Here is a 12,777-nt window from a genome sequence, read left to right on the forward strand (position 1 = left end):
GCTCAGGCGAGAGCGATCGCGACGATGCCGGCCAGCACTACGGCGCTGCCGACCAGCCGTCGTTGGGCGCCGGCCTCGCCGAGCACCAGCCAGGCGGCCAGACCGCTCAGGACGATGCTGACCTCGCGCGCCGGGGCCACCAGGCTCACGGGTGCCAGGCGCATCGCGAACAGGACCATCAGGTAGGCGACCGGCGACAGCGCACCGACGATCAGCACCTCACGCCAGTTCTCCTTCCACAGCAGGCGAAGCTGGTCCTTGCCGCGCAGCACCTTCGGGGTGAGCATCGCGCTCTGCAGGAGAGAGCCGCCGGCGAAGTAGATGACCGGTGGCACCGCGAGCGTCGTCACGGAGTACGCGTCCCACAGGGTGTACGCCGCAATCAGGGCGCCGGTCGCGACGCCGTACGTGACTCCTGCCCGCACAGCAGACCCCTTGGCGCGCCGGGGGCCACCACTGCTGATGGTGAGTACTCCGGTGACGATCAGCGCGGCACCTGCCAGGCCGATCGGCCCCGGGCGCTCATGGAGCAGCAGTACTGCGAACAGCACCGACAGTAGAGGCCCGGTCCCCCGCGCCACCGGGTAGACGACGGACAGGTCGCCTACGTCGTACCCGCGTTGCAGGACGATCCCGTAGCCCACGTGCAGTACTGCGGTGACGGCAGCGGCCAGCAACCAGTTCCAGTGCGGCCGGGCATCCGTGGTGAGCAAGGTGATGACGAGCGCCGGAAGCAGGAAGACGGCGGCGGCTGTGTAGTAGGCCCAGACGAAGGTCGCCCCGCCGTGGCGGACCCGCTTGGCGGCGAAGTTCCACGCCGCGTGCAGGAGTGCTGCGACCAGTACCAGGGACAGCGCTTGAGTGTTCACGGAGACTCTTCAGGCATCGCCTGGCACTCTACCGACGCCATGGTCTTGTGCGGAACTTTCTTCCATCTGTCGAGATCTTGCAGAGAAAGGTCGGCATGCGTAGTGTCCGGGCTCAGTACGGCACCGCCTGTGGGGCGGCCGTGAGTTCGAGGGGGATGTCGCCCGTGTCCCAGCTTCTCTTCCGCCGTCGGCCGGTCGTGATCGGCACCGTCGTCGGCGCACTACTCGCAGTACCAGGTCTGTCCGCGGCCGCCACTTCCAGTCATCATCCACCGCAACCCGCTCCCGCTCCGGTGGTGACCCGCGCGGGGCTGGACCCGGCGCTGGTCCAGGGCCGGGGCGCCGACGTCCCGTTCGTCGAGCAGGAGGCGGAGAACGCCGTCACCACCGGCGAGAAGCTCGGCCCCGGCCGGGAGGCGTACACCTTGCCCGCCGAGGCGTCGGGGCGTACCGCCGTACGGCTGAATCAGGCCGGTCAGTATGTCGAGTTCACGCTGTCGAAGCCGGCCAATGGGCTGACCCTGCGCTACAGCATCCCGGACACCGCGTCCGGTGGTGGGCTGCGATCCCCGCTTGACGTGCTGGTGAACGGCAAGCGGACCAAGACGATGACGCTGACGTCGGAGTACGCCTGGCTGTACGGCATGTATCCGTTCTCCAACGACCCGAACGTCGACCCGATCCCCGGCTGGTGGAAGCCGGAGCCGGACCCGGTCGCCAAGCCGTTCCGGCCGAACCACTTCTACGACGAGCAGCGGCTGTTGCTCGGCAAGACGTACAAGGCCGGCGACAAGGTCCGCTTCCAGCTGCCGGCCGGTGCGCCGGCAGCGTGGACCGTACTGGACGTCGCCGACTTCGAGCTGGTCGCTTCGCCTTTGCGGCAACCTCGGAAGTCCTTGGACGTAAGGCTTTTCGGGGCTGATCCGACCGGGCAGCGCGACGCGGCGCCGGCCATCGACAAGACCATCGCGGTGGCGAAGAAGCTCGGCTGGACGGTCTTCATTCCGCCCGGCACGTACCAGGTCAACCGGCACATCGTCGTCGACAAGGTCACCGTGCAAGGCGCCGGCAACTGGTGGACGATCATCAAGGGCAAGGTGCTGCCACTCGCGGAGCCCGCGCCCGACAAATCGGTGCACAGTGCGCCGGGCTTCTACGGCAAGTATGCCGACGCCGGCGGTAGTACGAAGGTGCACCTGTCCGACTTCGCGATCGAGAGCGATGTGCGCGAACGGATCGACACCGACCAGGTAAATGGTATCGGCGGTGCGATCGGCGGCGGGTCGACGATCCAGAACCTCTACCTGCACCACACCAAGGTGGGGATCTGGCTCGACGGGCCGATGAGCGGGCTGCTGATTCGCAACAACGTCATCACCGACGCCGTCGCGGACGGGATGAACCTGCACCTGGGTGTCTCCAACGTGCGGGCGACCAACAACTTCGTCCGGAACAGCGGTGACGACGGACTGGCGATGTGGTCGGAGGCCAACGCGGCCGGGCTGGTCAACCACGACAACGTGTACGACCACAACACGGTGCAGACGCCGGTACTGGCCAACGACATCGCCATCTACGGCGGCCGCGACAACGCGGTGACCGACAACCTCGTCGCCGACCCGATCCGCGAGGGCAGCACCCTGCATGCGGGTTCGCGCTTCGGGTCGACGCCGTTCGAAGGGACGTTGTCGTTCGCTCGCAACACGACGGTGCGTGGTGGGCCGCGGGATCTCAACTGGGATCTCGGGCTGGGCGCGATCTGGCTCTACGCCCTGCAGTCGAACATGTCCGGCAAGATCGAGGTTACGGACAGTTCGTTCCTCGACTCGACGTACAACGCCTTCATGTTCGTCGTCGACTGGCCGGTCAAGGACGACTACTCGCTGACGAACGTTGCCTTCCGCAACATCAAGGTCGACGGCACCGGGACCAACGTGGTCAACGCCCGGGTCGGCGGCTGGGCCACCTTCGAGAACGTCGACGCCCGCAACGTGGGCGCCCCGTTCATCAACAACTGCGGCACCTTCCACTTCACCGGCATACCGGAGTTCGACGTCCGCCTGGGCACCGGCAACGACGGCAACTGGACCACCGACGCCGGCGCCCCCGGCCATTGCGAAGACCGCCCACCGGTAGTTCCCCCACCGGCCCCAAGCCCCTGGAACTAACCCACAGCGGCCCGGGTGGGGCCGCCCCACGGCCCCACCCACAACCACCCGGGCCGCTCTGCGGCCCCACCCCAACCGGGCCGGCTAACTGGCTTGCTCTGCCGCCACCCCCACCACAGCAACGGCGGCTCCTTCCACTTCCGCCGACTCAGGCGCCGCAGGCGCCTGGGTCGGCGTTGTTTTTGTGCGGAAGGCGAGGATCACCGCAAGTGCGCCGAAGAGCGCGAACCCGGCAGCGCTGAGGGCCGCGATGTGCATCGAGTGGACGAACGAGTCGTTCGCCTGACCGACCAGCTCCGGCCGGCCGATAGCTGCCGCCGTACGCCGGGTTGCCTCCGCCGACCCCGATGCGGCGTCACGGGCGGCGTCCGGCAGTCCGCTGAGCGACGAGGCGATCGAATGCTGGTAGACGTTCGACACGATCGTGCCGAGTACTGCGATGCCGAGCACGCTGCCGACCTGGCGGATCGCGTTGTTGACGGCTGATCCGGCGCCGATCCGCTCCATCGGGAGGGTCGACAGGATGGCGGCGCTGGTCGGCGCTACCGCAGTACCGATCGCGATCCCCGCGACACCGCCGACCACGCAGAACCAGATCAGCGAAGTGTCGACCGAGTAGGTGAGGTTGAGGGCGTGGCAGCCGGCGAAGACGGCTAGCGCAGTACCGGAGACCGCGGCGACGCTGAAGCGGCGGGCCAGCCGGGCGCCGAGGGCGGAGCCGATGACGACGCCTGTCGCGCCCGGCAAGGACAGCAGGCCGGCGTGGAGGGCCGACAATCCGCGAGCGCCTTGCAGGTAGAAGGTGAGGTAGAAGCTCTGCCCGGTGATCGTGAGGAAGAGGGTCGCCATCCCTACGTTGCCGGCGGCGAATTGGCGGTTGCGGAACAGGCGGGGATCGAAGCTGGGGTGGGCTTCCTTCAGTTCGGAGTACAGGAAGGCCGTGATCAGCAGTACGCCGGCCACGATGCTGCCCCAGACCTGCCAGCGACCCCAGCCGCCGCTCTGACCGCCTTCGATCAGCCCGTACGTGACCCCGAGCAACCCGAACGTCGACAACCCCAGGCCGAGCGGGTCGAACCGGCGGCGTTGCGGGCTCCGCGGATTCGGTACGACCAGTGCGGCGCCGACCAGGCCGGCGGCGACGATCGGCAGGTTGATCAGGAAGACCGAACCCCACCAGAAATGATCGATCAGCAGACCGCCGAGCACCGGTCCCACGGCGACCCCGATACCGGCCGACGCGGACCAGGCGGCGATCGCGCCGGCCCGGCGTTCGGGCGGGAAGACCCAGCCGATGATGGCCATCGAGGTCGGCATGATCATCGCGCCGCCGATGCCCATCAGCGCGCGGGCGAGGATCAGGGAGACCGGGCCGTCCGCCCATGCTGCCCAGGCCGACGAGGCGCCGAAGACGGCCATACCAGACATCAGTACGGTCCGGTGACCGAAGCGGTCGCCGAGCGCGCCGGCCGCGAAGAGCGCGGTGGCGAAGAACAACGAGTAGATCCCGAGCGCCCACTGCAGCTGCCCCGGGGTGGCACCAAGCCCGTCGACCGGATCGGCGAGCCGCTCCAGCGCGATGCCGAGCACGGTCGAATCGATCCAGATCAGGATCGCGGACACAACAAGAATCGAAAGAATCCGCCGTTGCCGGCGAGGATCGACAGGATGCACGACGACTCCTATGATTGACAGGTTCCTGACGCATCTTCGAGTCTGCTCTATTCGACAGGAACCTGTCAATCTATTTCTCACCCACTCTTGGTTGCCGTCCGCCGCACGGCAGAATGGCGACATGGAGTCTGTGGATGAAGGCATGTGCGTCACCTTCCTGGTCCGCCACGCCTGGCTCAGCATGCGCTCAGCCGTAGCCGTCGCCCTGGCCGAGCACGACCTGTCCGTCCAGCAGTACGGCACCCTGCTGGTCCTCCGCGAACTCCCTGGCCAGACGATCGCCGAGGTAGGCCGCAAGGTAGGCACTGCCCGCCAATCAGCCAACGAACTGATCACCGGCATGGAACGCTCCGGCCTCCTGGAACGCCGCCCCAACCCCTCCGACCGCCGCACCCACCAGATCTACCTAACCCCCACCGGCCACTCCCGCCTAGCCGAAGCCACCCCCAAGGTCCGAGCCGTAGAAGAAGACCTGGAGTCCACCTTCTCCCCCACAGACCGAGCCACCGCCCGAGCCTGGCTAGCCCGAATGGTCAACCCCGAAGTCCCCATCGACGAGCCCTGATCAGCCGACGTCGGCGAAGCAGACGAGCCCAGCAGGGCGGCCGCTGCGGCTCCGCCCGTCATCCCATCGCGAGGTCGCCGAAGGCGACGAGCCTGGTGGGGGTCGGGTTAGGGTCGGGGTATGCGTGGAGAGGCTGTGCGGTTGCAGGGGCTGGGGACGACGATCTTTGCGGAGATGTCGGCGTTGGCGGTGCGGACTGGGTCGGTGAATCTTGGCCAGGGGTTTCCGGATACTGACGGGCCGGATTCGTTGCTGGAGGATGCGGTCGCGGCGATCCGGGGTGGGGCGAACCAGTACCCGCCGGGGCGTGGGATTCCGGCGTTGCGGCAGGCGATTGTGGAGCATCAGGAGCGGTTTTACGGGCTGACGTATGACCCGGATACCCAGGTGCTTGTGACCACCGGGGCGACCGAGGCGATTGCGGCGGCGTTGCTGGCGTACGTCGAGCCGGGCGATGAGGTGATCGCACTCGAGCCGTACTACGACTCGTACGCCGCCTGTATCGCGATGGCCGGCGGGCGTCGCGTGCCGGTCACCTTGCGGGCGCCCGACTTCCGGCTCGATCTCGACGAGCTCCGGGCGGCCGTCACCCCGCGTACCAAGGTGTTGCTGATCAACTCGCCGCACAACCCGACCGGTACCGTCCTCGACGACACCGAACTGCGCGGCATCGCGTCGATCGCTGTCGAGCACGACCTGGTCGTCATCACCGACGAGGTCTACGAGCACCTGATCTTCGACGGACTGCAGCACCGGCCGCTCACGGCGTACGACGGAATGGCAGACCGCACCATCTCGATCGGCAGTGCAGGCAAGACCTTCTCGGTCACCGGCTGGAAGATCGGCTGGGTCACCGGTGCGCCGGCCGTCGTCACCGCCGTCAACACCGCGAAGCAGTTCCTCACCTACGTCTCGGGCGCCCCGTTCCAGCCGGCCGTCGCCGGAGCACTTGCCCTAGGCAACGACTACTTCGACACCCTCCGCTCGACCATGCAGGCCAAACGCGACCTACTCTGCGACGGCCTGCAATCCCTGGGCTTCGGCGTCCATCGCCCGCAAGGCACGTACTTCGTCACCACCGACATCCGCCCCCTCGGCCACACCGACGGCATCGAGTTCTGCCGCATGCTCCCCGAGCGCGTCGGCGTAGTAGCCATCCCCACCCAAGTCTTCTACGACAACACCGAGGCCGGCCGCCCTCTAGTCCGCTGGGCCTTCTGCAAAAAACCAGAAGTCCTGGAAGAAGCCCTGTCCCGCCTAACCAAACTCTGATCTGCCCCAAGCTGCCCCACGAATCAACGTGACACCCCACTCACCCCTATGCAAGACTTACATCAGCTCCCTAGGGCTCCTTGTGGAGAAGTGAAGCTGGGATTCCCTCCGGATGAAGGGGCCCAGCTTTCGCGCTTTACCGGACCGGGACGAATCGGACGTCTACCGTCTCGGACAGCGTGAGCAACCATCGCGGCTCCCCCAATTCCGCGGCCGTCACCGCACCTGCTACCGCGTCAGGTAGCCAGAGCATCGGCTCTTGGGTCGGCCGGGCGAAGTTGACCAGCAGATCGCGCGAGATCAAGCCCTTCTCTCTCGCGCTGTCGACCAGCCTCAGGTCGCGCCGGTCCTGCACCGGGACACGCGACTCAAGCCAGGCTCGGGTGACACCGAGCCCGTCGAGCTCGTAGAGCACGCACTCAAGGCAGCACCGCCGGGCACGCTCTTGCTTCTGCCGATGGACGGGTTTGCCGAGGGCAACGACCGACACCAGGTCCAGCTCCGCGATCGTGTGGGCGATCAGATCGCGTCGCTTCTTCGATTCCGCAACCCAGTGGAGGCGGACGACCTTCTTTTCTCTCAAAGCCCGGAGGATGTCGCGAAGGTCGTCCACTGCGGATGCATCGGTGATTACCGATGCGAGAGCGTAGGCGCCTGGATGGTCCTTGCGGACGATGATCGACTCGTCGATCCAGGCGGTAAGGGCAGGATCAGGGGAAGGCTTGTTGAGCATCTGGAGATGATGCAGCGACTGAGGCCGCGTCGTGGGGAGCCACTCGGTGGGCAGGGTGGGGCAGCCTTGGGGCAGATCGCCTGGGTGGATGGCGGCCCTTTCGCCTTGTATGTAAGGCTTTATCCAGCTCCCGGGGGCTCCTCGTGGAAGTGAAGCCAGAACTCCCTCCGGACGGTGGGGCCTGGTGCTCGCGGAGCGAAGGCTGGGTCCACCGCTCGGAGGAGTGGACCCAGCTTTCGCGTTAATTGCCTACGAGGCGGGCGAGGGTTTCTGGGTCTCGGGCGACGACTGTGGTGCCGTCGTCGGTGGTGAGGATGGGGCGTTGGATGAGGACCGGATTTGCGATTAGAGCGGCGATCCAGTCGGAGCGGTGAGCTTCGTCCATGGGGAGACCCGCTACAACTTCGGCGGCTGGCTCGTTCATGCGGGTTATGTGCCAGGGGGCCAGGTTCAGGCGGGTTAGGACTGCGTCCAGTTCTTCAGCGGTGGGCGGGTCGTCCAGGTAGCGGCGGACTGTGTAGGGGATGCCGGCCTCGCCCAGGGCAGTGGTGGCGGCTTGGCATTTGGAGCAAGCGGGGTTGATCCAGATCTCCATCAGCGCGGGCCTTGGAACCAGCGCTTGGTGGGTTCTTGGAACATTAGGTAGAGCAGGGTGGCGTGTAGGGCTACGCCTAAGAGCGATGCCGGTAGGGCGGTGATGCCGCCGGCTATGCCCAGGACGGCTACGACGATCAGTAAGGTGCGGGCCCAGCGGCGGCGTTGGCGGAGGAAGAAGGCCGGGAGCAGGTAGAGGGAACTGCTGATCAGGACGGCCGCCACGACGACGCCCTTGGCCGAGGGGTCGCCGGTGAGGGTTTTGGCGATCTCCGAGCCGGCCGAGGTGAGCATGAAGAGGCCGAGGAGGACGCACAGCACGCCGAGGGCGAGGGAGATCGCCGCTGCGACCTTCACCTGCTTCGGCGGCACCACCCCCGGCCCGGGCACCGACGAGTACGGATTCTGCCCGAAGGCACCGCCATACGGACCAGGTCCAGGCCCAGGCTGTCCACCGAAAGGCGGTTGCTGGCCAGACGAGCCGAAGGCGCCTTGATACGGCCCCGGCCGCTCGTCGGCGGGATCGGGCCTGCCGTACTGGTCGCTCATCTCCTACACAGTTCCTTCCACCAGAGACCCCTCCCCCTGATCCTCCCAGACCCATGCAAAAGCACGACCAGACCGGGACTTGGGGAGGGTTTCCCCGCCGACCGGGGAGGCAAAGCGCCCGGATCGGGGCTAATGATCTCCCCGACCCGGGCGCCGACCCCCATCCGACCGGCCAAGCCAGGCCATCGGGCAGCCGACAGCACGACCCGCCACGCGGCCCCGGATCGGGATCCAGGGCGCGTGGCGGGTGCCGGGATCAGGCCGACGTCACTTCCAGGGTGTCCTTCGCCTCGCTGAGGCGGACGTGGACCGTGTCGCCGTCCCGGATGCTGCCGGACAACAGGCCGCGGGCCAGTTCGTCCCCGATCGCCGACTGGACCAGGCGACGCAACGGCCTGGCGCCGTAGACCGGGTCGTAACCGGTCATGGCCAGCCATTCCATCGCGTCCTCGCCGACGTCGAGGGTGATTCGACGGTCGGCCAGCCGCTTCTGCAGGGCGACGATCTGCAGGCCGACGATCTTGGTCAGCTCCTCCGAGCCGAGCGCGTCGAACAGCACGATCTCGTCGAGCCGGTTGATGAACTCCGGCTTGAAGGCGGTACGGACCACGTTCATCACCTGGTCGCGCTTGACCGAGTCCTCGACCGACATGTCCGCCAGGTACGCCGAACCGAGGTTGCTGGTCAGCACCAGGATGACGTTGCGGAAGTCGACCGTCCGGCCCTGGCCGTCGGTCAGCCGGCCGTCGTCGAGCACCTGCAGCAGGATGTCGAAGACCTCGGGATGGGCCTTCTCCACCTCGTCGAGCAGGATCACCGAGTACGGACGACGCCGGACCGCCTCGGTCAGCTGGCCGCCCTCCTCGTAGCCGACGTAGCCCGGAGGCGCACCGACCAGCCGCGACACGCTGTGCTTCTCCCCGTACTCCGACATGTCGATCCGCACCATCGCGCGCTCGTCGTCGAAGAGGAAGTCCGCCAGCGCCTTCGCCAGCTCCGTCTTGCCCACACCCGTGGGCCCCAGGAACAGGAACGACCCCGTCGGCCGGTCCGGGTCGGAGATCCCCGCCCGTGCCCGCCGGACCGCGTCGCTGACGGCCTTGACCGCCTCGCGCTGACCGATCAGCCGCCGGCCGAGCTCGTCCTCCATCCGGAGCAGCTTGCCGGTCTCGCCCTCGAGCAGCCGGCCGGTCGGGATGCCGGTCCACATCGCGATCACCTCGGCGATCTCGGTCGGCCCGACCTCCTCGTTGACCATCGCGTCCGGTCCGTCGACGACGGGCTGGTCGGAGGCCTCCTCCAGCTCCTTGGCCAGCTGGGGCAGCTCGCCGTACAGGATCCTGGAGGCGGTCTCGAAGTCGCCGTCGCGCTGGGCCCGCTCGGCCTGCCCGCGCAGCTCGTCGATCTGTTCCTTGATCTCGCCGACCCGGTTCAGGCCGGACTTCTCCTTCTCCCAGCGGGCCTCCAGCGAGCGCAGCTCCTCCTCGCGATCCGCGAGGTCGGCACGCAGCCGGGCCAGCCGGTCCTGCGACGAGGCGTCCTCCTCGCGCGACAGCGCGAGCTCCTCCATCTTCAACCGGTCGACGGTACGCCGCAGCGAGTCGATCTCGACCGGCGACGAGTCGATCTCCATCCGCAGCCGGGAAGCAGCCTCGTCGACCAGGTCGATCGCCTTGTCGGGCAGCTGCCGGCCGGTGATGTATCGGTTGGACAGCGTCGCGGCCGCGACCAGCGCGGAGTCGGAGATGGCGACCTTGTGGTGCGCCTCGTACCGCTCCTTCAGCCCGCGCAGGATCGCGATCGAGTCCTCGACCGACGGCTCGCCGACGAACACCTGCTGGAACCGCCGTTCCAGCGCCGGGTCCTTCTCGATCCGGGTCCGGTACTCGTCCAGCGTGGTGGCGCCGATCATCCGCAGCTCACCACGCGCCAGCATCGGCTTCAGCATGTTGCCCGCGTCCATCGCGCCCTCGCCGGACGCGCCCGCGCCGACGACCGTGTGCAGCTCGTCGATGAAAGTGATGACCTGGCCGTCCGACTCCTTGATCTCGGTCAGCACGGCCTTCAACCGCTCCTCGAACTCACCCCGGTACTTTGCTCCGGCGACCATCGCCCCCAGATCCAGGCTGATCAACCGCCGCCCACGCAGCGACTCGGGCACGTCGCCCGCGACGATCCGCTGGGCCAGCCCCTCGACCACGGCCGTCTTGCCGACGCCGGGCTCACCGATCAGTACCGGGTTGTTCTTGGTCCGCCGGGACAGCACCTGAACCACGCGCCGGATCTCCGAGTCGCGCCCGATCACCGGGTCGAGCTTGCCGTCGCGGGCCCGCTCGGTCAGGTCGACGCCGTACTTCTCCAGCGTCTTCGTGGTCCCCTCAGCCTCGGGCGAGGTGATCCGCCGATTGCCGCGCATCTTGTCGAACGCCTGCAGCAGCGCGTCGGGCGTCACGCCCAGCGCGGTCTGCGCGACCCCTTCGACCGTGGCCAGCGAGATCAGCAGGTGCTCGGTGGAGACGAACTCGTCCCCCAGCCCCAGCGCCCGCTGCTCCGCCTGGTTGAGCACGTCGCTCGTCTTCGGCGACAGGCTGGGCGCCTGCACGCTGCCACCGCTCGCCTTGGGCAGGCGGCTCATCGCCTCCGCTGTGCGGCGGCGTACTGCGTCGAGGTCACCGCCCGCGGCCTCGAGGAGACCGACAGTGGTCCCCTCCGGCTGCGCGAGCAGCGCCGACAGCAGGTGAATCGGTTCCACGGTCGGGTTGCCTGCCGCAGACGTCTGACGGATCGCGACCGACAGGGTTTCCCGGGCCAGCGTCGTCAACCGCTGAACATCCATCTGGTTCCAGCCTTTCAAAGCTCAGTTACAGGTCCTACTGGAGACAACCTATCCAAACTTGAGTCCATTCCACTCAACTCTGCCAAAATCTGGGGATAACTCAGGGACAACCCGGCCCCGGAGACGACAAAAGGGGGTGGAGCCCGGCCGGGTCCACCCCCTCAGCTTCGGGTCAGGACTGATAGGCGCCCGCGTCCAAGTGCTCGATTCCGGCCAGGGGCCTACCCGCGAGGTCGTACTGGAAGTCGGAGCTCTCACCGCGTCCGATGGCCGGGCTGCCGGCCTTGGGGCGCAGATTGGTGGCGCTGGTGAAGAGCGGGTCGGCTTTCACCGAGTTCGGGCCGAGCGTGAACTGGTACTGGCTGCCGGAGTACACACCGCGGTCCTCGTCCGCACTGTCGGCCGGGTTGCCGGTGTCGAAGGCGTCCTCGTAGCCGACCTTCTTGCCGACCTTGATGATGTTGCCGCTCAGCTTGAGGATTCCCGCGCCGCAACCTTCGTCGCAGCTGAAGCCGTCGCCGTTGGGCAGGTAGACGGAGTTGTTCCGGGCTACGGTGCCGCGCACCGGGCCGATGTCGCTGCCCGCGCCGCGGGTGACCAGGAAGCCACCCTGGGCCTTGGTCGAGGTGACGCTGTTGTAGCCGAACACGTTGCCGTCGGCGGTCTTGCCGGTGCCGTTGCGGCCGAGCTCGGTGAAGGTCTCGTTGTCGGCGGTGGTGTTGTACTCGATCCGGTTGCGGTTGCCGTTGAAGATCTCGACCGCCGCCCCGTCGAAGCCGTAGTCATAGCTGAACGCGTACTGGCCGGTGATCACGTTCCGGCTGATCAGGTTGTCGTTGCCGTGCACCAGGAAGCCGAACGCCCCGGCGTCGTCGTCGGGGTCCACGTTCTTCGGCGTCAGCACGCTCATCTTGGTGTTGTCCTTGATCGTGCTCCACCGGACGATGTTGCCGTCCGAGCCGTCGACGATCGAGACCCCGGCCGCGTTGCCGTCGGCCTGGACGGTGTCCATCACGATGTGGTCGCCGAACAGCTCGAAGCCGGCCCACTCGCAGTTGCTCGCGCGCAGGTCGCCGACGAACCAGTACGAACCGGTGATCTTCACGCAGTCGGTGACCGGGCCGCCGATGACGGGCAGGTTCCCGCTGCCGTAGGCGCCGACCACGATCGGGGCCGCGGCGGTGCCCGATCGCGAGAGGGTGAGGGTGCCGGTCCAGGACCCGCCCCGCTTGAAGCTGATCGTGTCGCCGGGCTGGAAGGCGAAGCCGTTGACCTTGGCCAGACTGCGCCAGGCTGTCGTAGTGCTGGTGCCGGCGGCGGAGTCGCTGCCGGCGGAGGAGTCGACGAAGTAGGCGTTGACGGCGGCGTGCGCGGTTGCCGGTGCTGTCAGGAGGGCGGCGGACAGGGCAAGTACAGGTACTGCGGCTAGCTTTCGCATGCGATCCTCGTTCGTCACGGGATGCTGGCTGCAGCAGCGTCGCAGTTATCTTTCCGGAGTTCTGCCCTAGCCGTCAACG

10 protein-coding genes are annotated in these 12,777 nt (G+C 67.4%); 3 read left to right on the top strand and 7 right to left on the bottom strand.

The genetic code is table 11. The features are described 5' to 3' along the window. Positions 1 to 2: 2 nt before the first annotated feature. Positions 3 to 869, bottom strand: a complete 867-nt coding sequence (locus tag AB0M15_RS06305) for an EamA family transporter (protein WP_363814461.1) — start codon at positions 867 to 869, stop codon at positions 3 to 5. A gap of 155 nt (positions 870 to 1,024) precedes the next feature. Between AB0M15_RS06305 and AB0M15_RS06310 the strand changes: the two genes are divergently transcribed. Next, on the top strand, positions 1,025 to 3,037 hold the full coding sequence (locus tag AB0M15_RS06310) for a glycosyl hydrolase family 28-related protein (RefSeq protein ID WP_363814589.1): 2,013 nt from the start codon (positions 1,025 to 1,027) through the stop codon (positions 3,035 to 3,037). Between the two features lie 84 nt (positions 3,038 to 3,121). On the opposite strand, the gene AB0M15_RS06315 is transcribed toward AB0M15_RS06310, so the two are convergent. Further along, entirely contained in the window at positions 3,122 to 4,660 is a 1,539-nt protein-coding gene (locus tag AB0M15_RS06315) for a DHA2 family efflux MFS transporter permease subunit (RefSeq protein ID WP_363814463.1), read from the bottom strand. 172 nt (positions 4,661 to 4,832) lie between these two features. On the opposite strand from AB0M15_RS06315, the gene AB0M15_RS06320 reads away from it, so the two are divergent. Both AB0M15_RS06320 and AB0M15_RS06325 read left to right on the top strand, forming a co-directional pair. Then, complete coding sequence (locus AB0M15_RS06320) at positions 4,833 to 5,276, top strand: MarR family transcriptional regulator (protein WP_363814465.1); 444 nt, start codon at positions 4,833 to 4,835, stop codon at positions 5,274 to 5,276. A gap of 120 nt (positions 5,277 to 5,396) precedes the next feature. Further along, positions 5,397 to 6,548: a pyridoxal phosphate-dependent aminotransferase gene (locus AB0M15_RS06325; RefSeq protein ID WP_363814467.1), complete on the top strand. Its 1,152-nt coding sequence runs from the start codon at positions 5,397 to 5,399 to the stop codon at positions 6,546 to 6,548. Positions 6,549 to 6,684: 136 nt separating this feature from the next. Here the strand turns inward: AB0M15_RS06325 and AB0M15_RS06330 are convergent, their stop codons facing one another. The 5 genes from AB0M15_RS06330 to AB0M15_RS06350 all read right to left on the bottom strand — a co-directional run bounded on the left by AB0M15_RS06330 (position 6,685) and on the right by AB0M15_RS06350 (position 12,698). Continuing rightward, on the bottom strand, positions 6,685 to 7,281 hold the full coding sequence (locus AB0M15_RS06330; RefSeq protein ID WP_363814469.1) for a hypothetical protein: 597 nt from the start codon (positions 7,279 to 7,281) through the stop codon (positions 6,685 to 6,687). 241 nt (positions 7,282 to 7,522) lie between these two features. Next, positions 7,523 to 7,876, bottom strand: coding sequence for an ArsC/Spx/MgsR family protein (locus AB0M15_RS06335; protein ID WP_363814471.1), 354 nt, complete (start codon positions 7,874 to 7,876; stop codon positions 7,523 to 7,525). Further along, on the bottom strand, positions 7,876 to 8,424 hold the full coding sequence (locus tag AB0M15_RS06340; RefSeq protein WP_363814473.1) for a hypothetical protein: 549 nt from the start codon (positions 8,422 to 8,424) through the stop codon (positions 7,876 to 7,878). The genes AB0M15_RS06335 and AB0M15_RS06340 overlap by 1 nt, the downstream gene beginning before the upstream one ends. Positions 8,425 to 8,680: 256 nt before the next feature. Next, a complete protein-coding gene (gene clpB, locus AB0M15_RS06345; RefSeq protein ID WP_363814475.1) occupies positions 8,681 to 11,260 on the bottom strand; it encodes an ATP-dependent chaperone ClpB in 2,580 nt (859 codons plus the stop codon). Between the two features lie 172 nt (positions 11,261 to 11,432). After that, positions 11,433 to 12,698 carry a hypothetical protein gene (locus tag AB0M15_RS06350; protein ID WP_363814477.1) on the bottom strand — a complete coding sequence of 422 codons (1,266 nt, stop codon included), beginning with the start codon at positions 12,696 to 12,698 and terminating at the stop codon, positions 11,433 to 11,435. Positions 12,699 to 12,777 lie beyond the last annotated feature (79 nt).

It is taken from the genome of Kribbella sp. NPDC051718, from assembly GCF_040681515.1.
Classification (GTDB): domain Bacteria; phylum Actinomycetota; class Actinomycetes; order Propionibacteriales; family Kribbellaceae; genus Kribbella.

Excerpts from the sequence above, each read along its gene's own strand:
- AB0M15_RS06310 (WP_363814589.1), top strand. The coding sequence starts at position 1,025 with ATGTCGCCCGTGTCCCAGCTTCTCTTCCGCCGTCGGCCGGTCGTGATC.
- AB0M15_RS06320 (WP_363814465.1), top strand. The coding sequence starts at position 4,833 with ATGGAGTCTGTGGATGAAGGCATGTGCGTCACCTTCCTGGTCCGCCAC.
- AB0M15_RS06325 (WP_363814467.1), top strand. The coding sequence starts at position 5,397 with ATGCGTGGAGAGGCTGTGCGGTTGCAGGGGCTGGGGACGACGATCTTT.
- AB0M15_RS06330 (WP_363814469.1), bottom strand. The coding sequence starts at position 7,281 with ATGCTCAACAAGCCTTCCCCTGATCCTGCCCTTACCGCCTGGATCGAC.
- AB0M15_RS06335 (WP_363814471.1), bottom strand. The coding sequence starts at position 7,876 with ATGGAGATCTGGATCAACCCCGCTTGCTCCAAATGCCAAGCCGCCACC.
- AB0M15_RS06340 (WP_363814473.1), bottom strand. The coding sequence starts at position 8,424 with ATGAGCGACCAGTACGGCAGGCCCGATCCCGCCGACGAGCGGCCGGGG.
- clpB (WP_363814475.1), bottom strand. The coding sequence starts at position 11,260 with ATGGATGTTCAGCGGTTGACGACGCTGGCCCGGGAAACCCTGTCGGTC.
- AB0M15_RS06350 (WP_363814477.1), bottom strand. The coding sequence starts at position 12,698 with ATGCGAAAGCTAGCCGCAGTACCTGTACTTGCCCTGTCCGCCGCCCTC.